The following is a 21,002-nucleotide window of genomic DNA, read 5'->3' as shown; positions in this document are numbered from 1 at the left end:
CATGAGCCAGCCTTTCGCTGAGCCGACCACGGCGGACGTCGCCGTGGTGGGCGCCGGCATCATCGGCGTCAGCTGCGCCCTGGCCCTGGCGCGCCAGGGCCGCCGGGTGCTGGTCATCGACCGCCAGGCCCCGGGCCATGGCGCCTCCTACGGCAACGCCGGGCACCTGGCCACCGAGCAGGTGTTCCCCATCGCCGACGTGTCGATTCTCAAGCGCCTGCCGGCCATGCTCATGGACCCCATGGGCCCGCTGCGCCTGGATTGGAAGTACCTGCCGCGGGCGCTGCCGTGGTTCACCCGGCTGCTGCTGAACCTGCGCCCGGCGCCGTTCCAGCGCACGGTGGCCGGCATCCGCGCGCTCAACGAAGGCAGCCTGGGCGCCTGGCAGCGCCTGCTGGCCAGCGTGCACCGGCCGGGGCTGCTGAAGGAAGACGGCTCGCTGCTGGTGTTCGAACGCGCCGCGTCCCGCCCCGCCCTGGATGCCCTGCAAGCGCGCCTGCGCCAGCAGCAGGTGCCGGTGGACTTCTGGGCCGCCGACGCCGTGCGCCAGGCCGCGCCGCAATTGAACGAGCGCCTGCAGGGCGGATTGTTCTTCCCCGCCACCGGGCACTTCGTCGACCCCTACAAAGTGCTCACCGAACTGGTGGCAGCGGCCAAGAGCTGCGGCGTGCAGTTCCTGCAGCACGGCGTGCTCGACGGCCGCCTGCACGACGGCGGCGTGGTGCTGAACACTGAGCAGGGCACGATCGGCGCGCGCCAGGTGCTGCTGGCCTGTGGCGCTCATTCGGCGCCGCTGGTCAAGCGGCTCACCGGCAAGCAGGTGCCGCTGGACACCGAGCGCGGCTACCACCTGATGCTGCCGGCGGAGCAACACCGCCTGCCGTTCGCCGTCACCTCGCTGGAACGCAAATTCATCATGACCCCCATGGAGGGCGGCCTGCGCCTGGCCGGCACGGTGGAATTCGCAGGTCTCGACGCACCGCCGTCGATGGCCCGCGCGCGGCAACTGCACCGCCTGAGCCAGGGCCTGTTCAGCCACGACCTGGACGCCCGCGGCGCTACCGAGTGGATGGGGTTCCGGCCGTCGTTGCCCGACTCCCTGCCGGTCATCGACCGGGTGGCGGGCGGCAGGGTGCTGCTGGCGTTCGGGCACCAGCATCTGGGGTTGACCCAGGCAGCGCTGACGGCAGAGATGGTTGCGGCGCTGGCCAGCGGCGAGGCACCTGCCTCGAGCGCCTACCGCCTGGCTCGGTTCTGATCCGCGCCGTGGGGCTTTTGTGGGAGCTGGCTTGCCAGCGAGCTTTGAAGGCCTCAACAGCTCGCTGGCAAGCCAGCTCCCACAGGTCAGGCCCGTAGGCGCCTCGGCGTCAGGAATCCGACGAACCCGCGCAGACACGCCATTTATCGCATTTGCCTGCATTTTTTTTGAATCAACCACGCCCCGCCGTGTTCCCAACCACATGGCACGATGGAGGCGCCCATGAACCCACAGCTCTACGTCATCGAATACCTGCTACACGGCAAACCGGCCTCGTTCATCATCCGCCTGGAAAAAATGGACAACGCCCTGGCCTGGCACTGGGCCAGTTGCGACGCAGGGGTCGGCATCATCCCCAAGTTCGGCCGCCAGCAGACCCGCCAGGTCAGCCGGCCCATGGCCGAGCGCTACGGCATTACCGAGGTGAAATGGCGCCTGGCCGGCCAGCGCGGGGCACCCCGGCAGGGCAACGATGAAACCGCTTCATCGGAACCCGCCGAAAGCTGACTGTCGCGCTTTCACAGCAAGGAGTACTTTTGTACTCCCACCATTACTCCTCATCCAGCGAACGCGGCTCCTGCATCGGGCAACCCTGATGCTGCCCGCGGAACCCGGCGGAATGTTCATAGGCCGGCTTGCGCACGCGCATCACCCCACCCAACGGCCGATGCGCCGCCAACCCGTGCCAGGGGCTGAACGCCATGCGCTCGTCAATGCGGCTGACCTTCTCCGCTGACCACGACACTTGCCGGGGCACATGAATGCGCGCCACGGTGACGTAGGGGCTAGCTTCCTCGGGCCAGGCTTTGGACGCATCCTCGATGGGCATTTTGTCCAGGTCGGTAGCCAACTGCACGCGCACCTCCCAGGTGCCGTCATGGCTGGCAAAAAACTGCGTCACTGACTCGCGCAGGCCGTCGGGTTTATCGTCCAGGTCCACTGGCTGGTCGGTCAGCGCCTGCAGTTCAGGCGACACCGGAGCCACGCTCAACTTCGCGTAGTAGGGGCCGTAGAGCAGCGGCACCACCGTGTTGTAGGTTTCGCCGAGCAGGTTGGTGCGCGGGTAGCCGCCCAGGCTTTTCAAGGTGCCGCTCTCGCCACCCAAGGCCTCCACGGTGCTTTCGATGCCTCGCAGCGCCGCTGACATGGCCTTTTTGAAACCAGGCATCTTGTCAGTGGTCTTGGCCAGCAGCTTCAAGGTACGCAGAAACGCCTTGGGGGTAGCCGCCGTGAACGCCTTGGCGTTCTGCATGACGAAGTCCTGGGTGGTGTCGCCCTCGCTGCCGGGCAGCCGCGCACCGTCCACCCCAATTACCTTGATGGCCATGCCGCGCGGCGTGGACACGTTGTCATCGAGGATGTCCCCCGGGTTGGTGGACAGGCGCATTACCAGCCGGTAAGTGCCAGGTTGGGCGAAGGCGCCCTGGGCCAATTCCACGGGCAGGCCCGGCAGCACTTCCAGACTGCCCAGCAACAGCCCGTGGGCCTTGGCGTGCACGCTGCGCACCGGGTGGCCGTAATCCGCCTGGGTCTTCTCCAGGATGCTGTGCATGGCCTCGACCAGCTCGGCGCTGGTCTGCGCCTCATCCTCCGGTATCTGTTCGAAGGACGCTTGGAACAACAGGGGCGTGACACCCAGTGGAATGGCACTCATGGCGATACCTCATCAGGTCGACGACGCGGCGCAGGGGTTCTTGATGACCCTCGACGCCTTGCGGAAAAGTGTCCGCTCACAAGGAGTCAGTCATGGGCCGAGGTACTTGCGTTCAAGTCTTTCACTGGCCGAGCGGACGGGTGGCACGGGCAACGAGAAAAATGGAACCGGAGCATTGCCCTTGTACCCAAACGCTTGTTCCCGCATTTTCCACCTGAGGGCTTTCCCATGAGCACGCAACTCCAAGGCAAGAAAATTTTGGTCATCACCAGCAACACCGGCATCGAGCGCGACGAGTTGGTCAAGCCACTGGAAGCACTGCGCGGCTTTGGCGCCGAACTGGTGCACGCCTCGATCAAGGGCGGCACCACGCAAACGTTCCAGCAGGACACCGAGAAGGACCGCACGGTGGAGTCGGACGCCAGGTTGGCGGATGTGAAAGGCGCGGACTTCCATGCCCTGGTGATTCCCGGCGGCACAGTGAACGCCGACACCCTGCGCCAGGATAAGGACGCCCAGCGTCTGATCAACGAATTCGTTGACGCCGGCAAGGTCGTGGCGGCCATCTGTCACGGCCCCTGGGCCTTGATTGACGCCGGGGTCATCGAAGGCAAGACCCTGACTTCCTACGCCAGCGTGCGCACCGACCTGGTCAATGCCAAGGCGGCGGCCTGGGTGGATGAAGAGGTGAAACAATGCGGCGCCAATGGCTGGACGCTGATTACCTCGCGCACGCCCAAGGACCTGCCGGCGTTCAACGACGCTATCGCCAAGGCGCTGCAATAGCAACTGTCCTCGCCAAGATTGCCACGGCAGTATCTGTAGCCGCTGCCGAAGGCTGCGCTGGCCTTTTTCCACGCTGGAGATCTTCAGCGCACTCAGGGGCCAGCGCAGCCTGGCGGCAGCGGCTACCAGGCCGCGTCACTGGCTCAACTGCGTCGTCAGGAAATCAATGAACGCCCGAGTCTTGGCAGGTAACGGATCGGTGTTGGGAAACACTACACTGACCGGTTGCTGCGGCAGGCTGTATTCGGATCGCCGCCTTGCTGGGGCTTATGCCACTGCTGCAGCTCACTTCATTGCCTGTTCAAAAGGAATGCCATGCCCACCACCAAGCTTGAGCGCGCCTGCCACAGCGTGCATCACATACACGAACTGATTCACACCGCTTTCAGCGCAGCCCATGGCCCCGCCCAGACGGCAATCGCCGAGCTGATGCCCGCCTTCGCCGACGACTTCCGCATGGTCACCACCCAGGGCGTCGAGGTGGACCGCCAGCAGGTCGAACGCATGTTCCAGGGCGCAGCCGGTGCCCGGCCGGGGTTGCAGATCGAGGTCAGCGACGTGCAGGCCGTGTGGCAGGCCGGCAACGCCGTGACCCTGCGCTACCGCGAGGTGCATCGCCTGCAGGGCGTGGAAAGCGCGCGCTGGTCCGTGGTGGTGATGAGTGTCGGCGAGGCGGGCGTGCAGTGGCATTTTTTACAGGAAACGGCAGTCTGAATACTTGCTGATCCCGACCAATGGCCGGCATTTCCCTTCCAGATAGGCGCATGCTCTGGGTTTACGTCGACGGGGCATGATGCCGTGCCAGACAGACCCCTCAAGCTGCAGAACTGGGACCGCGCCTGGCGGTTGCTGGGCGACCACCTGCAGTGCCCGCTGTGCGGGCAATCGCAGCTGGCGAGCAAGGCGTACACGCCATTCACCCACGCCAAGGCCTGCGCGGCGCGTACCGAGCAGGACCAATACCCGTGGCTGGACCTGGATGCGATATTGCGTTCGGTGCTCAAAGACGCCTGATACCCGTCCCCTCCGCCCCCAACGCGGTTCCACCGCAACATCGCGTTGCCCGTGGACGCGGCCTGGCGGCCGCTGCTACGGGGAGGTGCGTACCCCCGTAGCAGCTGCCGAAGGCTGCGTCCGGCCCCGACGCGGTTCGGTCAAGGCGCGGCTGGGTGAACAACCGCTCAGTGCTGCTGTACTCCACCACCCTTGCCCGCCTGCAGCACCATCACCTGGTGCGCCAACGCGCGCACCACCGCCAGGTCGTGGCTGATGAAAATGTAGGCCAGGCCATGGTCGGCCTGCAGCCGCCGCAACAAAGGCCGGCGCAGACGCTCACTAACCAGGGAAGAAGCGGTTCGCCGGGCGCGGCAAGCCAAGGTTTTCCCGCAAGGTAGTGCCTTCGTATTCTCGCCGGAAAATCCCCCTCCCCTGCAACTCCGGCACCACTTTGTCGACAAAATCATCGAGCCCGCCGGGCAACCACGGGAACATCACGTTGAAGCCGTCGCTGCCTTCGCGCTCCAGCCATTCCTGCATCTGGTCGGCGATGGTCTGCGCGGTGCCGACGAATGCCAGGCCCGCGTAACCACCCAGGCGCTGGGCCAGCTGGCGCACGGTGAGCTGCTCGCGGTCGGCCAGGGCCAGCACCCGTTCGCGGCTGCTTTGGCTGTCGTTGGTCTGCGGCACCGGTGGCAGGTAGCCGTCGGGGTCGAAGCGCGAGGCGTCGGTGCCCAGGGCGATGGACAGCGAGGCGATGGCGCTTTCGTAGTGCACCAGGCTGTCGAGCCGGGCGCGAATGGCTTTCGCCTGTTGCAGGGTGTCGCCCACCACCACGAAGGCCGCCGGGAGAATTTTCAAGTGGTCGCGTTCGCGTCCCAACGGCGCCAGCCGCGCCTTGACGTCGGCGTAGAAGGCGCGGCCGTCGTCCAGGTTGCTGGGCGCGGCAAAGATCACCTCGGCGGTTTCCGCCGCCAGCTGCCGGCCTGGCTCCGATGAGCCCGCTTGCACGATCACCGGCCAACCCTGCACGGGCCGGGCGATGTGCAGCGGCCCGCGCACGTGCAAATGCTCGCCATGATGATTGAGGGTGTGCAGCTTGGCCGGGTCGAAAAACTCGCCGCTGTCGGCATCGCGAATGAAGGCATCGTCGGCCCAACTGTCCCACAGGCCGGTGACCACGTCGTAGAACTCGCGGGCGCGGGCGTAGCGCTGGTCGTGGTCGAGGTGCTGCTCCAGGCCGAAGTTTTTCGCAGCGTCGGGGTTGGAGGTGGTGACGATGTTCCAGCCGGCGCGGCCGTTGCTCAGGTGGTCCAGGGAGGCGAAGCGCCGGGCGATGTGGAAGGGTTCATCGAAGCTGGTGGACGCCGTGGCCACCAGGCCCAGGTGCTCGGTGGCCTGGCTCAGGGCCGAAAGCAGCGTGAACGGCTCGAACGAGGTAGCCGTGTGGCTGCGCTTGAGGGCGTCCAGCGGCATGTTCAGCAGCGCCAGGTGGTCGGCCATGAAGAAGGCGTCGAACTTGCCGCGCTCCAGGGTCTGGGCCAGGCGCTTGAGGTGCTGGAAGTTGAAGTTGGCGTCACGCCAGGCGCCTGGGTAGCGCCAGGCGCCGGTGTGGATGCTGACGGGGCGCATGAACGCGCCCAGCTTGAGTTGTCGCGTGGTGCTCATGGGCGGGATTCCCTGTGCCGTGCAAAAGCCAGCAGCATTCCCCGGCGGCACGCTGGCCGTCCAATAATCGATGGTGCCCGGTTATGCCGGGGAAGCATAAGCGTTGCCAGCCGCGGCCTGGCTGCCTATAGTGGCCACCACGGCGTCATCCACGCCGCCATCCGCGGGAAGGGCTGCGCCCAGGACACGAATCGCCTGCCTGTCATTACGACTCCCAACCATGAAGCGGACCTTGGTTGCACAAGGAGATCGTATGCCCGCCCCAGTCCCGTCATCCCCTACCGATGGCCGTATCAACCTTGAGCAGCAGCGCAAGCGCGCCAAGGAACGCCTCAAGCAGCTCAGGCAACACCCGCCCTTCGACCAGACCCTGGCCGACGCCCAATGGCAGATCGCCAAGGAGCTGGGTTTCAGCAGCTGGCCCAAGCTGGTGGCCCACGTCGACGCCATCGACTTCGCCGCCCGCCATCCCGATTTTGCCGCCAGCGACGAGCCGCGCACCACCCATTGGCGCTGCGGCAACGACATTGCCCACAGCCTGCAACTGGCCGGGTTCAAGGGGCGCTTTCGCATGCTCGCCGACCCGCTGTGCATGGGGCCGGTGCAACAGTTGCCGGCGGCGGCCTACAAGCGCCAGCGCAGCCGCTTCGTCAGCCAGGCGTTCGGCCTGGCGCTGGGCGAAGTCAGCCGCCGCTTCGACGATGAATACCGCGACCTGGCCGAGCTGGGCAACGGCCAGCCGGGCGTGTTGTGGTGCGAGGCGGACGCCTATGACCAGCTGTTCCTGATTCGTGCGCTGGCCGGGCTGGCGCAGGTGCCTGCGGGGCTTGAGCTGATCGAGGTCAGCCAGGTGCCCGGGGTCGAGCGCTTCATCGGCATCGGCCAGCTGGCGCCGGACGTGCTGGCGTGGCTGTGGCCACAACGGCGGCCGGTGGACGCCGCCATGCTGCAGCTGGCACGGCAGGCGTGGCAGGCCTATTGCGATGCTTCCCCGGTGCCGCTGGCGGCCCTGGCCAGGACAGACCACCCCGCCCTGCCCTTGCTGGGCGGCGCGTTGCGGCGACAGCTGCAGGAGTTGCCCGGCGTGTGTGACGGGCTGTCGCTGACCGAGCGCCTGGCGCTGCAGGTCATCGCCGAGGCAGGCTCGTTGCCGCTGGGCAAGGTATTCGGTGTGCTGATGCTGCGGCACGAGCCGCTGCCGTACCTGGGGGACCTGATGTTCTACGCCATGATGCGGCCGTTGATCGAGGGCGCCAACCCGCTGTTGATCGGGCAGGAACCACAGTTGCCGTGGGCGCAGCGGCCGGTACGGTTGACGGCATTGGGCGAACAAGTGCTGGCTGGGCTGGCCTACTGGCCGGACCTGGCCAGCCATGAGCGTTGGGTGGGTGGCGTGTGCATAGCCCCCGGTGCGGCGCATTGGGCCATTGATGAGCAGGGTGTGCCTGTGTGGCAGGTTCGCCAGTAAGACGCCGCCTGCGGCAGCTGCTACGCGAATGCGCACACCGCTTAAATCGCGTTGCCTGCATCGCGGCCAAGGCCGGCTCCTACCACGAACGGGGTAGGAGCCGACTTTAGTCGCGATGCAGGCAACGCGGTTTCAGGACAGTTGCTGCTACGCGAAATTACCGTAGCCGCAGCCTCGCGGCAGCGGCTACATCAGTTATGCGGAGCGCCTGCGACAACCGCGTCAACCAACGCCTTGGCTGCCTCGACCAGATGCAGAGCAGACCAGATCAGCCCGGAATGCCCCAGGTCATTTTCCGCAAGCTCATAGGTCGTTTCGTACGCCCCCTTGAGCAACAGCGACGCCTGGTTCAGGGCATCCTCGATGCGAACGCCAGGGGCGATGGTGAACAACCGTTGCTCGTAAGGACCGCAAGCACCGAACGGCAGCTCTGCCGTGACGTGGTCTGGAGGGCGAGCGCCCACGGTTTGGGAATCAGGTACCGGTGTATCCATGACAGTCAATCTCCTTAGCTGGTTGAACCACCTCCTTACCGCTGTCAAACAGTAAGGGTGGCGGCAGTACGAGGGTTGACAGACCAGGAGCTAAAGAACCCGGCGCACCCGAAGGTGCCCCGCGTACAGCCGCCATGAAGGCGAATGACAGGCGTAACGATGCCTGATGATCCACCATGAGAGCTAGCACATATTCAGCTTTTTTCGGTCTGTCAAAACCGAGCCGTTGTTTGTGCAACGGCCGGCAGAGGGTAGGTTTGCCCAGGCACCATAACAAGCGTTTTCAGGCGATGGCCTGACATTTCGGAAACGTCCTACAAGCCGACCCAGCGGGTGCCCAAGGAATTACCGTAGCCGCTGCCGAAGGCTGCGCTGGCCCTGTACCACGCTGAAGATCTCCAGTGAACACAAGGGCCAGCGCAGCCTGGCGGCAGCGGCTACGCGAATCTTACGGGCTCAATAACCGCTGAGGATCTGCACGATGGCGCCCGTGGCGATGGCCACCAGCACGTAGTCGCCGTTCACGTACAGCCAGCGGTGGTCACGCGGCGGTTGGCGCAGGTGGCGCGCATGCCAGTCGGTGACCCAGTAGCGGTCGCCACGGTATTGCTGCGGCGCGAAGCCGCCGCGGTGCCATTCGCTGTGCGGCCGCGGCATGCCCGGTTGCGGGCGGTAGGCCTGGCCGCCACCGCCCTGCCAGCCCGGGCGATGCTGTTGTTGTGGACCACCGTGTTGTGGTGGCCGCTGCTGCTGGCCGCCGCCGTGTTGCGGGCCGCCACCGCCACCCTGTGGTGGGCGCCCCTGCTGCTGCCCACCGCCGTGGCCGCGATCAGGGCCGCCGTTGTCCGGGCCGGGCTGGGCGAAGCTCGCCAGCGGCGTCAGCAGCATCAGGCAGGCACAACCTGCCGCAATGATCTTTTTCATGTGTATCTCCATGGCTAGTCGAGCAGCGCTCGCTCTCACGCCTTTGAGTATCGGTTAAAAACACGCAGGCAACGTCTGCAAAGGGTAAATTTTCGGTCAGTTTCGCGGCAGCGCCGTGGCTGCCGCCGGGTCGTCGGCGGCGCGCCCGCGCAGGAACAGTTCGGGGTAGCGGTTCCACAGGTCCAGCAGCGCCTGCACCGAGCGCGAAGCCTGCTTGATCTGCAGCGCCGTCTCGTCGAACTGCTCGCGTTGGGTCGCACCCTCGGCGACGCTATCGACCACGCCCTTGAAGGTTTGGTTCGCTTCCAACAGCGTATCGCGCAATTGCGGCACCACCTGCTGGTTCACCTGCTGCACCACCAGCGGCAGCTGCTGCAGGCTGCGGGTGAAGTTTTCCGACAACTGCCGGGTGGGCAGGCGCCCGGCCATGGCCATGATCTGCTTGAGCTGGTCTTCCATCACCGACAGGCTGCCCGACACCGTCGGCACCTCCAGCGGCCGCGCCGCATAGTCGAACTTCACCGGCGCAGCGCCCGCCACGAAACCCAGCAGGATGTATTTCTGCCCGGTCAGCAGATTGCCGGTGCGCGCCTGCCCCCGCATGCCGTGCTCGATAAAGCGCCCCACCAGCATGGCGGTGGTGCTTTCGTCATCGCGGCCCAGGTCCTTGTGCAGTTTTTCGTGCACCGCGCCCAGGCGGTTGGGGTAGATCACTGCGCCCACGTGGGTCACCGGCCGTTGCCGCGCCTCGTCGTAGTCCAGGCGTACCGAAGTGACCTGGCCAATGCTGACGCCGAAGAACTCCACCGGCGCGCCCACCGCCAGGCCGCGCACCGAGTCGTCGAAGTGCATCACCATGTAGCGGGCATAGCCCAGGGGCCGGGCCAGGGCGTCGTCGCGTTCGTCGAACAGGGTGAAGCGGCTGTTGGCCAGGGCCACGGGCGGGTTATCCGGGTACGGCGGGTTCTGGAACGCCACGGCGCCGTTGAGCACCGCGGCCAGGGACTCGATGTTGACCTCGCGGCCGCCCACGCCGACGTTGATGTCGACGCCGCTGGCGTTCCAGAAGCGGCTGTTCTGGGTGACGAAGCGGTCGTTGGGCGCGCTGATGAACACCGTCACGTCGACGCCCTTGCCCTCGCTGCTCAAGCCACGGCCAATCACCCGGCCCACCTGCACGCGACGGTAGTACACCGGCGAGCCGACGTTCAGCGAGCCCAGGTCGTCGGCGTGCAGCACAAAGCGCGTGCCGGCCTCGCCGAAGCTGGTGGCGGGCGGGTGTTCCAGGCCACGAAAATGATCGGCCTGCTCACCGTCGCGGCCGGCGTCGGCGCCGATGAAGCTGCCGCTGAGCAGGGTCTTGAGGCCGGAAATCTCGTTGAAGCCGATGCGCGGGCGCACCACCCAGAAACGCGTGCCCTTGTCGGCGAAGGCCTTGGCCGAGGCCTGCAACTCAATGCTGACGTCCACGCGGTCACGGTTCTTGTCGATATCGATGGCCACCACTTTGCCGATGGGCACGTGCTTGAACATCACCAGCGTGTGGTTGGCTTCCAGGCCCTCGGCGGTGCGAAAGCTGACGGTGATGCGCGGGCCCTGGCCGATGAAGTGCCCGGTCAGCACCAGCACGGCGGTAATGGCCGCGGCCAGGGGCAGCAGCCAGAACAGCGAGAATCGGGAGTGCGGGCGCTCGCTCACGCAGCGGGTCCTGTGCGTTGGGTGTCACTGAGTAATAGGCGATGACCGGGCTTTCGGCGCGGCCATCGGACGAAAGACAGGCGAAAAAAAACGGGCCTGACCAGGCCCGTTTTCACTCAGCTGGATAGCTGCAACTTATACCGCCGAGCGCCGGTAAAAGCGATAGCGCGGGAACCAGAAGTTGCGCTCGATGGCCGCCAGCAGCAGCTCCTCGGGCGTTTCCAGGGCCACGCCATCGGCCTGGGCCTGCTTGGCCACGGCCACGGCGATTTTCTTGCTCACCGCCTGGATGTCTTTCAGCGGCGGCAGCACCGCGTCGCCGCTGCCGGTAACCACCGGCGAGCACTCGGCCAGGGCGTTGGAGGCGGCCATCAGCATGGCGTCGGTGATGCGCGTGGCCTTGGCAGCCACCACGCCCAGGCCGATGCCGGGGAAGATGTAGGCGTTGTTGCACTGCGCGATCGGCAGGCTGCGGCCGTTGATTTCCACCGGTGCGAACGGGCTGCCGGTGGCGACCAGGGCGTTGCCTTCGGTCCACTCCAGCACTTCGGCCGGGGTGGCCTCGACGCGCGAGGTGGGGTTGGACAGCGGCATGATCAGCGGCTGCTTGCAGTGGGCGTAGACCTCGCGCACCACGGCCTCGGTGAACAGCCCACGCTGGCCCGAGACGCCGATGAGAATGGTCGGCTTGGCCTGTTTCACCACCTCCAGCAACGGCAGGCCGCTGTCGTCGCGCTGCCAGCCTTGCAGGGCGCTGGCCTTGTGCGCCAGGCGCATCTGGAAGTCGTGCAGGCCGGTCATGTCGTCGGTCAGCAGGCCGAAGCGGTCGACCATGAAGATGCGCTGGCGCGCCTCGCTTTCCGACAGGCCTTCGATCTGCATGGCCGCGACGATGTGCTCGGCAATGCCACAACCCGCGGAACCGGCGCCGACGAAGGCCACCACCTGCTCGCCCAGCTTCTGGCCCTTGACCTTGCAGGCCGCCAGCAGCGTGCCCACGGCCACCGAGGCGGTGCCCTGGATGTCGTCGTTGAAGCAGCACAGCTCGTCGCGGTACTTCTCCAGCAGCGGCATCGCGTTGGTTTGCGCGAAGTCCTCGAACTGCAACAGCACGCCCGGCCAGCGGCGCTTCACCGCCTGGATGAACAGGTCGACGAACTCGGCGTAGTCCTGGCCGGTGATGCGCGGGTGGCGCCAGCCCATGTACATGGGGTCGTCCAGCAGTTCCTGGTTGTTGGTGCCCACGTCCAGCACGATCGGCAGGGTGTAGGCCGGGCTGATGCCGCCGCAGGCGGTGTACAGCGACAGCTTGCCGATGGGAATGCCCATGCCGCCGATGCCCTGGTCGCCCAGGCCGAGGATGCGCTCGCTGTCGGTGACCACGATGATTTTCACCGAGTCCTTGGTGGCGCTGCGCAGGATGTCGTCGATGCGGTCACGGTCGGGGTAGGAGATGAACAGGCCGCGGTGGGTGCGGTAGATCTTGGAGAACTCCTGGCAGGCCTGGCCGACGGTGGGGGTGTAGATAATCGGCAGCATCTTGTCCAGATGCGACTCCAGCAGGCGGAAGAACAGCGTCTCGTTGTTGTCCTGGATGGAGCGCAGGTAGATATGCTTGTCCAGGTCGCTGGCGCACTGTTCGTACTGGCGGTAGACGCGGTCCACCTGCTCTTCGATGGTCTCGACGTTCTGCGGCAGCAGGCCGATCAGGTTGAAGTCGATGCGTTCTTGCGGGGTGAAGGCGCTGCCCTTGTTCAGCAGCGGCATTTCCAGCAGCGAAGGGCCGGCGTAGGCGATGTACAGGGGGCGAGACTGGTTCGGCACATTTTTCATGGGTGATTTCCGTCATCAGGCAAAAGCACTCCGGCCAGGGTATCGCCGGCAGGCTGCACGCCCGTGACACCGCTGGAGAAGGCTTTTTGTATACACGTCAAAGCACCGATTAGCGCAATTTTGACACCCCTGCGTCAAGTTGCCACACCATGAAATTCTCGACAGGCCTGTTGTGGTGGCCCCGGACGCCGCCTGGCGGCAGCTGCTACAGGGGGTTGGTGCAGGCCTGGGCGATATGCTCGCGCAGCCAGCGGTGCGCCGGGTCGCGGTGGCAGCGCTCGGGCCAGAGCATGGTCATCTGGAAGCTTGCCACCGCCAACGGCGGTTCCAGCACGCGTAGTTCGGGATCGCCACGCACCAGGCGCTCGGGCAGCAGCGCCACCAGGTCGCTGCTGGCAAGGGCATGGGGCACCAGGAGGAAATGCGGCACCGACAGCACCACCCGGCGGCTCAGGCCCAGCGCCGCCAGGGCGTTGTCGGTGGCGCCGCTGAAGCCGCCGCCATCGGGCGAGACGATCACCTGCTCAAGCTTGCAGAACTGCGCCAGGGTGGGCTTGCGCTTGAGCCGCGGGTGGTCCTTGCGGCCCACCAGCACGTAGCGCTCATCGAACAGCACGCGGCTGCGCAGGCTTTCCGGCGAATCGTCACGGGTGTGGAACGCCAGGTCGACCTCGCCCTCCTCGGCCTGCCGCGCCAGCCGCGCCGGCACCAGTTGCAGCACCGCCACCCGCGTATGCGGGGCGGCGGCGCGCAGGCTGCTCAGGGCCGGCAGCAGGATAGTCGCGGTGCTTTTGTCCGAGGCTGCCAGGCGCCAGGTGTCCCGCGCCTGGGCCGGGTCAAACGGCGCCACGGGCGCCACTGCCTGCTCCAGCCCCGCCAGCGCCTGGCGCAGCGGCTCGCGCAGGGCCTGGGCCCGCGCCGTGGGGCGCATGCCACGCGGGCCTGGCAGCAACAGCGGGTCATCGAACACCTCGCGCAGCTTGGCCAGGTGCACGCTGATGGAGGGCTGCGAGTAGTTCAGGCGCTGCGCCGCGCGGGTCACGTTCTGCTCGCTGAGCAGCACGTCCAGGGTCACCAGCAGGTTCAGGTCCAACTGCCGCAAATTAACCATGCCAATACCTGCAATATCAGTTATTCATTTCCACTATACCCCAGCCGGCGCGAGGATAGCCCCAACCCCACCCGCCCGGACCTGACCATGAACATTCTGATTGTCTACGCCCACCCCGAAGCCAAATCCCTCAACGGCGCGCTGAAGGATTTCAGCGTCGCCCACCTGCAGCAGGCCGGCCACCAGGTGCAGGTCTCGGACCTGTACGCCATGCACTGGAAGACCACGCTGGACGCCGACGACACCCAGCAGCGCCTGGACCCGCTGCACTTCGACGCCTCGAAAGAGTCCCGCCACGCCTTCGCCAACGGCCAGCAAAGTGCCGACATCGCCGCCGAACAGGCGAAGCTTTTATGGGCCGATGCGGTGATCTTCCAGTTCCCGCTGTGGTGGTTCTCGATGCCGGCGATCATGAAAGGCTGGTTCGACCGGGTGTACGCCTACGGTTTTGCCTACGGCGTGGGCGAACATTCCGACACCCGTTGGGGCAACCGCTACGGCGAGGGTTCAATGCAGGGCAAACGCGCCATGCTAGTGGTGACCAGCGGTGGCTGGGAGTCCCATTACAGCGAGCGCGGTATCAACGGGCCCATGGCCGACCTGCTGTTCCCCATCCACCACGGCATGCTGCACTACCCCGGCTTCGACGTGCTGCCGCCGTTCCTGGTGCACCGCACCAGCCGCGTGGACGAGGACCGCTATGCCACGCTGGCCCATGCCCTGGGGCAGCGGCTGGATACGTTGTTCAGCGAGACGCCGATCGCGTTCCGGACGCAGAACGGCGGGGATTACCAGATTCCGCAGTTGACGCTGCGCGATGACGTGGCGCCCGGCCAGACCGGCTTCCACGCCCACGTGATCCCCCACCGCCCGTAGCAGTGGCCGCCAGGCCGCGTCCGGCCCTGACGCGGCCTGGCGGCCGCTGCTACATTCATGAGCCAGGCTCATAAGTTAATCCTGCAGGGGCGCCTTAATCAGCGCCGCCGCGGCTTGTAGCATGGGCTGCTCACCCACCAGGAGGCACCCACCATGCAAACCCGCCAACTCGGCAGCACCGGCCTGCAGGTCTCGGCCCTGGGCATGGGCTGCATGGGCCTGAGCTTCGGCTACGGCCCCGCCGTCGACCGCGCCACCGGCGTGCAATTGCTGCGCGCCGCCTTTGAACGCGGCGTGACCTTTTTCGACACCGCCGAATGCTACGGCCCGTTCACCAACGAGGAACTGCTGGGCGAAGCCCTCGCACCGTTCCGCGACCAGGTCATCATCGCCACCAAGTTCGGCTTTGAGAACGGCGACTCCAAACAGCCGCTCAACAGCCGCCCCGAGCGCATTCGTGCAGTGGCCGAAGCCTCGCTCAAGCGCCTGAAGACCGACCGCATCGACCTGTTCTACCAGCACCGGGTCGACCCCAACGTGCCCATGGAAGACGTGGCCGGCGCGGTCAAGGACCTGATCGCCGAGGGCAAGGTCAAGCACTTCGGCCTCTCGGAGGCCGGGGTCGGCTCGATCCGGCGTGCCCACGCGGTGCAGCCGGTGGCGGCGCTGCAAAGCGAGTATTCGATGTGGTGGCGCGAGCCCGAGCGCGAGGTGCTGCCGACGTTGGCCGAACTGGGCATCGGCCTGGTGCCGTTCAGCCCGCTGGGCAAGGGCTTCCTGACGGGCGCCATTACCGAGACCACCACCTTCGACGCCAGCGACTTCCGCAACCAGGTGCCCCGCTTCAGCGAAGACAACCGCAAGGCCAACGCAGCGCTGGTCGAGGTGCTGGGGCAGATCGCCGAGCGCAAGCAGGCCACCCGCGCGCAGATCGCCCTGGCCTGGCTGCTGGCCCAGGCGCCGTGGATTGTGCCGATTCCGGGCACCACCAAGCTGCATCGCCTGGAGGAAAACACCGGTGCCGCCAGCGTGGTGCTGGGCGCCGACGACCTGGCAGCCATCCAGGTGGCGTTGGACGGTATCACCGTGGTGGGTGACCGCTACCCGGCCCATTTGCAGAAGCGCGTAGGCGGCTGACCTCCGACCGTAGCCGCTGCCGTCAGGCTGCGCTGGCCCCTTAGAACACTGAAGATATTCAGCGAGGCACAGGCCCAGCGCAGCCTGCGGCAGCGGCTACAAGGAGGTGGCGTCCGTCACACCTTGCTAGAATCCGGGATTGTCCATGAAGGAATCGCCTCAATGCTGCGCGAGAACGCCAACGACCTGCTCGCCTTTCTCGCGGTGGCCCGCGAGCGAAGCTTCACCAAGGCGGCAGCCAAGATCGGCGTGTCGCAATCGGCGCTCAGCCACACCATCCGTGGCCTGGAAGCGCGCCTGGGCCTGCGCCTGCTGATTCGCACCACCCGCAGCGTGTCGCCCACCGAGGCCGGGCAACGGCTGTTGCAGACCGTAGGCCCGCATTTCGAGGAAATCGAGATCCAGCTGGCCGCCCTCAGCGACCTGCGCGACCGCCCCGCCGGCAACCTGCGCATCAACGCCTCGGATTACTCCCTGGATACGGTGCTGCGGCCCAGGCTCAGGACTTTCCTGCAGCAGTACCCGGACATCAAGGTCGAGGTGTGCTGCGACAACGGCCTGGTGGACATCGCCGCCCAGGGTTTCGACGCCGGCGTGCGCCTGGGCGAGCAGGTGGCCGAAGGCATGATCGCCACGCGCATCAGCGCCGACATGCGCATGGCGGTGGTGGGCACGCCCGAGCATTTCGCCCGCTACCCCAAGCCGCTGACACCCCGCGACCTCACCGCCCACCCGTGCAACAACCTGCGCCTGGCCACCCACGGCGGGTTATACGCCTGGGAGTTCGCCAAGGGCGGCGAAAGCCTGAACGTGAAAGTGACCGGGCAGGTCATCCACAACGGCGTCTACCAGTTGCTGGCGGCGGCAGTGGACGGGCTGGGGCTCAGCTACGTGCCGGAAGACCTGTGCGCGCCTTATTTCCAGCGCGGTGAACTGGTGCGCGTGCTGGAGGACTGGAGCCCGGCGTTTGCCGGCTTTCACCTGTATTACCCCAGCCGGCGCCAGGCTTCGCCGGCGTTCGCCTTGTTGGTCGAGGCTTTGCGGCACCCTGCCCCGTCCCTGTGACGCAGCCTGCGGCAGCTGCTACGGGGCGGTAGATGGGGCTCCTGTAGCAGCGGCCAAAGGCCGCGTCAGTGCATCACCCGGGTGACCAGGAAATTCGCCAGATCCGGCTCGTCATCCAGCTCGATGGCCCGCGCCGGGCGCGGCAGTTCTTCCAGCACCGAGTCCCAGAACGCCATGGCCGCATCATCCTGGCGGTAGTAGCGCACCAGCCAGTTCTCGTGGCCGCCCATCAGCACCTGGGTGACCAACGCCTTGCCAATGCCCTTGCGGCGGTAGCGCTTGAGGATGAACAGGTCGGCCAGCTCCAGGGCGTCGATGCCCGGCAGCTCGCTGCGCTCCACCAGCAGGAAACCGGCCACGCAGCCGTTGACCAGCAGCAGGTTGGCGCTCCAGTCCTGCTCGTGCCAGTAGCGCATCAGGTGTTCGTCGTGGATGTAGTAGCGGCCGTCGTCGTCGACGTCCTCCTGCTCCCAGTCGGAAGACTCGTAAGCGTAGAACTGGTACAGGTTGCGGATCAGCTGCGCCTGGTCCACCTGGGTGGGCAGCAGCTCGACGGTGAAATCGTTCATGGCTGGAGCTCCCGGGCAGGAGAGCATGGCGCGTGGCAGGCGAAAATCGAAGGCATGGAGTTCCCGGTAAAAATGACCATGGCGCGGGCCCGAACGGGCCGCGCGGTTTTGCAGGGCGCTATTGTTTACAAAAGCGCCGCGCATTGCCATGGGCAAATATCATCAAGCCAACGCGGCCATGGCCTCCACCTCGATCAGCATGCCTTCCAGCGCCAGGCGCGGCACCGGGATCAGCGTGCAGGCAGGCTTCATGGCCGTGCCCCAGGCCTCGTCCGCCGCGGCCACCCAGGCGCGCAGCCGGGCATCGTCGTGGTCGACGATCAGCAGGGTCAGCTTGAACACGTCGGCCAGCGTCGCGCCCTGGGATTGCAGCGCCACCTGCACGTTGGCCAGGGCCTGGCGCGCCTGCGCGGCGAAGTCGGCGGGCAGCACCCCGTCGCGGTCCTCGCCGCCCTGCCCGGCCAGGAAGATCATGCGCGCCTGGGTGGGCACGCTGGCCACGTGGGAATAGGCGTTCGGGGCGGGGTCGTAGAGGCCCGGTGGGTTGGACAGTTCGAAGGCGCTGCGGCTCATGGCGTGTATTCCCTGACAAAATGAAACGGCAGTATTGCACGCCGCCGTCCTGCAGCCACGGCATAAACCCGGCGCTATACTCAGCACTCATGAGCGGCACGGATGCCGGCAGCCTTCCGTTTGCCGCAAGCAGGCCGTGCACATGACACCCGATACCGCAAGCGTCACCGCCAACGCCGTCCAACTGGCCGCCCTGCACCGGGTGATGGCCATGGCCTGGTTCAGCCCCGAGGGCACCTTGCTCGACGCCAACGCCAACTACCAGGCCCTGCTGGGCTATGGCGGGGTGGACCTGCGCGGCCGCCATCACAGCGCGTTCTGCCCGCCAACGTTGGTGAACAGCGCCGAATATGCAGCGTTCTGGCAGAGCCTGCGCGACGGCGGCTCGCGCTCGGGCGTCGCCGAGCGGCTGCGCCGTGATGGCAGCAGCTGCTGGCTGGAGGCGACCTACCTGCCGGTGCTGGATGAAAACGGACAGGTGGCGCAGATCCTCAAGATCGCCACCGACATCACCGCGCGGCTGGAGCAGGAACACGCCCAGCAGGAGCGCCTGAAGCTGCTGTCGATCGCCGCCGAGGTCAGCGACACCGCCGCGGTGATCACCGACCGCCAAGGGCTGATCACCTACACCAACAGCGGCTTCCGGCAGATGTTCGGCTGGAGCGACCACGAGGTCTGGGGCTGCGACCCCGCCCAGCTGCTGGCGCCGCGCGAGGACTCCAGCGCCGAGGACGGCGGCCATCGCGAGGCTATCGTCACCGGCAAGCAGGGCCAACGCTACTGGGCGCGCATGACCAGCAGCCCGATCGTGGATGACAACGGCCGCCTGCAGCACACCGTCACCCTGTTCACCGACATCACCGAGAGCAAGATCCACCGCGCCCTGCAGCACCAGGTGCTGGAAGCGGTGGCGCGCGAACAACCGCTGACCGAGGTGCTGGAGCTTATCTGCCTTGAGGTGGAACGCATCGCCCCCGAGGTCACCGCGTCGATCCTGGCGGTGGACGACCAGGGCCAGTTGCACTCACTGGCCGCGCCCAGCCTGGACCCCGAATACTGCCGCCAGCTCAACGGCCTGAGCATCGGCCCCAAGGTGGGCTCGTGCGGCACCGCGGCCTGGCGCAACGAAGCGGTGCGCATCGACAACATCGCCGAAGACCCGCTGTGGGCCGACTTCCTCTACCTGGCCCTGCCGCTGGGCATCATCGGCAGCTGGTCAACGCCCATTCGCAACAGCGAAGGCCAGCCCATCGGCACCTTCGCTTTCTATTTCCATGCGCCGCGCAACGCCCACGCCGAGGCCTTCCACCAGCGCCTGGTGGACGCCTGCGCCAACCTCTGCGCCCTGGCGCTGGAGCGCGACGCGTCGCGCCATCGCATCCGCCAGCTGGCGTTCTACGACGGCCTGACCGGCCTGCCCAACCGCACCTTCCTGCAGACCCGCGCCGATGCCATCATCGCCAGCGGTGCCGGCAAGGCGCACCCGGTGGCGGTGCTGTTCATCAACCTCGACCGTTTCACCCAGGTCAACGACTCCCTGGGCCACCCGGCTGGCGACGAGCTGCTGCGCCAAGTGGCCGCGCGCCTGCGCCACGAGCTGACCGAGGCCGACATTGCCGCGCGGCTGTCGGCCGATGAATTCGTGGTGCTGCTCACCGACGGCGATGCTGAGCACGCCGCCCTGACGGTGGAGCGCCTGCAGGCGCTGCTCAGCCAACCCATGACCATCGCCCAGACCAGCCTGAGCATTACCGCTAGCGTCGGCATCGCCCTGTACCCGCTGGACGGCGCCACCATGGAAAGCCTGCTGCACCGCGCCGACATCGCCATGCACCAGGCCAAGAACAGCGGCCGCGGCGCCTTCCGTTTCTTCAGCCACGAGATGAACAGCGTCGCCCGCGAGCACCTGGCGCTGGAGTCGGCGCTGCGCCAGGCCATCGCCCACCGCCAGTTGCACCTGCACTACCAACCCCAGGTCGAACTGGCCAGCGGCCGCCTGTACGGCGTCGAGGCCCTGGCGCGCTGGCGCCACCCGCAGCTGGGCGACATCCCGCCAGGCCGCTTCATCCCGCTGGCCGAGGAAAGCGGGCTGATCGACGAGCTGGGCCGCTGGGCCCTGGACGAGGCCTGCCGGCAACTGGCGGCCTGGCGTGCCCAGGGTGTGGACGTGCCGTCGGTGGCGGTCAACCTGTCCTCGGTGAGCTTCCACCGCCTGGACCTGGCAACGCTGGTGGACGCCCTGCTGCACCGCCACCACCTGGCGCCCAAGGACCTGATCATCGAACTCACCGAGAGTATCCTGCTGGACAGCAACCCCAGCACCCTGGACACCATCCAGCGCATCCAGGCGCGCGGCATCCGCCTGTCCATGGATGACTTCGGCACCGGCTATTCCAGCCTCAGCTACCTGCGGCGCCTGCCCTTCCACGAGCTGAAACTGGACCGCAGCTTCGTCGCCGACCTTGACCACAGCGAGGCCGCCCGCGCGCTCAGCCAGGCCATTTTGGGGGTGGGCCAAAGCCTGCACCTGACCCTGGTGGCCGAGGGCATCGAAACCCACTCGCAGCGCGCGCGGCTGCAGGAACAAGGCTACCCAGTGGGCCAGGGCTACCTGTTCTCGCCGCCCCTGGCGCCCGCGGCGCTGGAGGCGTGGCTCAAGCAATGGGCGCGGCGCCAGGCGCCGTCAATGAGCTGAAGGCGGTAAAAAGCGGCCTTATATCGCACAACAGTCCGATAATCGCACCAATTCAGCTTCAGGCACTCTCCCCCCACCCCCGTTTTGCGGCACGCTATAGCCATGACGCCAAGCGCCGCCCATTGGGCGCCTGGCGTCGCTGCCGACAGCGCTTCGGCTAAATTGATAACAAGAAGACGTGGCCATTGCCCGTGGCC

19 protein-coding genes and 1 pseudogene are annotated in these 21,002 nt (G+C 66.6%); 10 read left to right on the top strand and 10 right to left on the bottom strand.

The genetic code is table 11. The annotated features are described in order from the left end of the window. The first annotated feature begins 1 nt into the window (after nucleotide 1). Nucleotides 2-1,258: an NAD(P)/FAD-dependent oxidoreductase gene (locus AC0J42_RS12665; protein WP_473006390.1), complete on the top strand. Its 1,257-nt coding sequence runs from the start codon at nucleotides 2-4 to the stop codon at nucleotides 1,256-1,258. A 222-nt stretch (nucleotides 1,259-1,480) separates the two neighbouring features. After that, nucleotides 1,481-1,765, top strand: coding sequence for a DUF6555 family protein (locus AC0J42_RS12660; RefSeq protein ID WP_416423890.1), 285 nt, complete (start codon nucleotides 1,481-1,483; stop codon nucleotides 1,763-1,765). 43 nt (nucleotides 1,766-1,808) lie between these two features. Here AC0J42_RS12660 and AC0J42_RS12655 read toward each other — a convergent pair whose 3' ends face one another. Then, nucleotides 1,809-2,912 (bottom strand): catalase family protein, encoded by a 1,104-nt coding sequence (locus tag AC0J42_RS12655; protein ID WP_473006388.1) that lies wholly within the window; start codon nucleotides 2,910-2,912, stop codon nucleotides 1,809-1,811. A gap of 228 nt (nucleotides 2,913-3,140) precedes the next feature. Here AC0J42_RS12655 and AC0J42_RS12650 point away from each other — a divergent pair, with 228 nt between their 5' ends. From AC0J42_RS12650 to AC0J42_RS12640, 3 genes are all read left to right on the top strand, one after another. Continuing rightward, complete coding sequence (locus AC0J42_RS12650; protein ID WP_473006387.1) at nucleotides 3,141-3,698, top strand: type 1 glutamine amidotransferase domain-containing protein; 558 nt, start codon at nucleotides 3,141-3,143, stop codon at nucleotides 3,696-3,698. A gap of 315 nt (nucleotides 3,699-4,013) precedes the next feature. After that, nucleotides 4,014-4,412, top strand: coding sequence for a DUF4440 domain-containing protein (locus tag AC0J42_RS12645; RefSeq protein WP_473006386.1), 399 nt, complete (start codon nucleotides 4,014-4,016; stop codon nucleotides 4,410-4,412). A gap of 84 nt (nucleotides 4,413-4,496) precedes the next feature. Continuing rightward, the gene (locus AC0J42_RS12640) at nucleotides 4,497-4,712 is read left to right on the top strand and encodes a hypothetical protein (RefSeq protein WP_416423886.1); all 216 of its coding nucleotides are present in this window, start codon (nucleotides 4,497-4,499) and stop codon (nucleotides 4,710-4,712) included. A 145-nt stretch (nucleotides 4,713-4,857) separates the two neighbouring features. Here AC0J42_RS12640 and AC0J42_RS12635 read toward each other — a convergent pair. Continuing rightward, nucleotides 4,858-5,014: pseudogene (locus tag AC0J42_RS12635) on the bottom strand (hypothetical protein); the annotation flags it as partial. Nucleotides 5,015-5,033: 19 nt separating this feature from the next. Then, entirely contained in the window at nucleotides 5,034-6,362 is a 1,329-nt protein-coding gene (locus tag AC0J42_RS12630; RefSeq protein ID WP_473006385.1) for an LLM class flavin-dependent oxidoreductase, read from the bottom strand. A gap of 253 nt (nucleotides 6,363-6,615) precedes the next feature. Between AC0J42_RS12630 and AC0J42_RS12625 the strand changes: the two genes are divergently transcribed. After that, nucleotides 6,616-7,830, top strand: a complete 1,215-nt coding sequence (locus AC0J42_RS12625) for a DUF1835 domain-containing protein (protein ID WP_473006384.1) — start codon at nucleotides 6,616-6,618, stop codon at nucleotides 7,828-7,830. Nucleotides 7,831-8,021: 191 nt separating this feature from the next. Here AC0J42_RS12625 and AC0J42_RS12620 read toward each other — a convergent pair whose 3' ends face one another. From AC0J42_RS12620 to AC0J42_RS12600, 5 genes are all read right to left on the bottom strand, one after another. Continuing rightward, nucleotides 8,022-8,324, bottom strand: a complete 303-nt coding sequence (locus AC0J42_RS12620) for a DUF3077 domain-containing protein (protein WP_416423883.1) — start codon at nucleotides 8,322-8,324, stop codon at nucleotides 8,022-8,024. A gap of 456 nt (nucleotides 8,325-8,780) precedes the next feature. Next, complete coding sequence (locus tag AC0J42_RS12615; protein WP_416423882.1) at nucleotides 8,781-9,248, bottom strand: RcnB family protein; 468 nt, start codon at nucleotides 9,246-9,248, stop codon at nucleotides 8,781-8,783. Nucleotides 9,249-9,344: 96 nt separating this feature from the next. Continuing rightward, the gene (locus tag AC0J42_RS12610) at nucleotides 9,345-10,946 is read right to left on the bottom strand and encodes a PqiB family protein (protein WP_473006383.1); all 1,602 of its coding nucleotides are present in this window, start codon (nucleotides 10,944-10,946) and stop codon (nucleotides 9,345-9,347) included. Between the two features lie 135 nt (nucleotides 10,947-11,081). Further along, nucleotides 11,082-12,779 carry an NAD-dependent malic enzyme gene (locus AC0J42_RS12605; protein ID WP_473006382.1) on the bottom strand — a complete coding sequence of 566 codons (1,698 nt, stop codon included), beginning with the start codon at nucleotides 12,777-12,779 and terminating at the stop codon, nucleotides 11,082-11,084. Between the two features lie 205 nt (nucleotides 12,780-12,984). After that, nucleotides 12,985-13,890, bottom strand: coding sequence for a LysR family transcriptional regulator (locus AC0J42_RS12600; protein ID WP_473006380.1), 906 nt, complete (start codon nucleotides 13,888-13,890; stop codon nucleotides 12,985-12,987). Nucleotides 13,891-13,977: 87 nt separating this feature from the next. Here AC0J42_RS12600 and AC0J42_RS12595 point away from each other — a divergent pair, with 87 nt between their 5' ends. From AC0J42_RS12595 to AC0J42_RS12585, 3 genes are all read left to right on the top strand, one after another. Next, nucleotides 13,978-14,766 (top strand): NAD(P)H-dependent oxidoreductase, encoded by a 789-nt coding sequence (locus AC0J42_RS12595; RefSeq protein ID WP_473006379.1) that lies wholly within the window; start codon nucleotides 13,978-13,980, stop codon nucleotides 14,764-14,766. 153 nt (nucleotides 14,767-14,919) lie between these two features. Next, on the top strand, nucleotides 14,920-15,903 hold the full coding sequence (locus AC0J42_RS12590; RefSeq protein WP_473006378.1) for an aldo/keto reductase: 984 nt from the start codon (nucleotides 14,920-14,922) through the stop codon (nucleotides 15,901-15,903). A gap of 162 nt (nucleotides 15,904-16,065) precedes the next feature. Next, the gene (locus AC0J42_RS12585) at nucleotides 16,066-16,968 is read left to right on the top strand and encodes a LysR family transcriptional regulator (protein ID WP_473006377.1); all 903 of its coding nucleotides are present in this window, start codon (nucleotides 16,066-16,068) and stop codon (nucleotides 16,966-16,968) included. A gap of 65 nt (nucleotides 16,969-17,033) precedes the next feature. Here the strand turns inward: AC0J42_RS12585 and AC0J42_RS12580 are convergent, their stop codons facing one another. Both AC0J42_RS12580 and AC0J42_RS12575 read right to left on the bottom strand, forming a co-directional pair. After that, complete coding sequence (locus tag AC0J42_RS12580; RefSeq protein WP_416423875.1) at nucleotides 17,034-17,537, bottom strand: GNAT family N-acetyltransferase; 504 nt, start codon at nucleotides 17,535-17,537, stop codon at nucleotides 17,034-17,036. Nucleotides 17,538-17,699: 162 nt separating this feature from the next. Next, nucleotides 17,700-18,110 carry a RidA family protein gene (locus AC0J42_RS12575; protein WP_416423874.1) on the bottom strand — a complete coding sequence of 137 codons (411 nt, stop codon included), beginning with the start codon at nucleotides 18,108-18,110 and terminating at the stop codon, nucleotides 17,700-17,702. Between the two features lie 142 nt (nucleotides 18,111-18,252). Between AC0J42_RS12575 and AC0J42_RS12570 the strand changes: the two genes are divergently transcribed. Further along, complete coding sequence (locus AC0J42_RS12570; protein WP_473006376.1) at nucleotides 18,253-20,805, top strand: sensor domain-containing protein; 2,553 nt, start codon at nucleotides 18,253-18,255, stop codon at nucleotides 20,803-20,805. Nucleotides 20,806-21,002 lie beyond the last annotated feature (197 nt).

The organism is Pseudomonas sp. Tav-5-1A, from assembly GCF_055755055.1.
The sequence above is the reverse complement of the archived record's forward strand: the minus strand, read 5'-3'. Positions and strand labels throughout refer to the sequence as shown.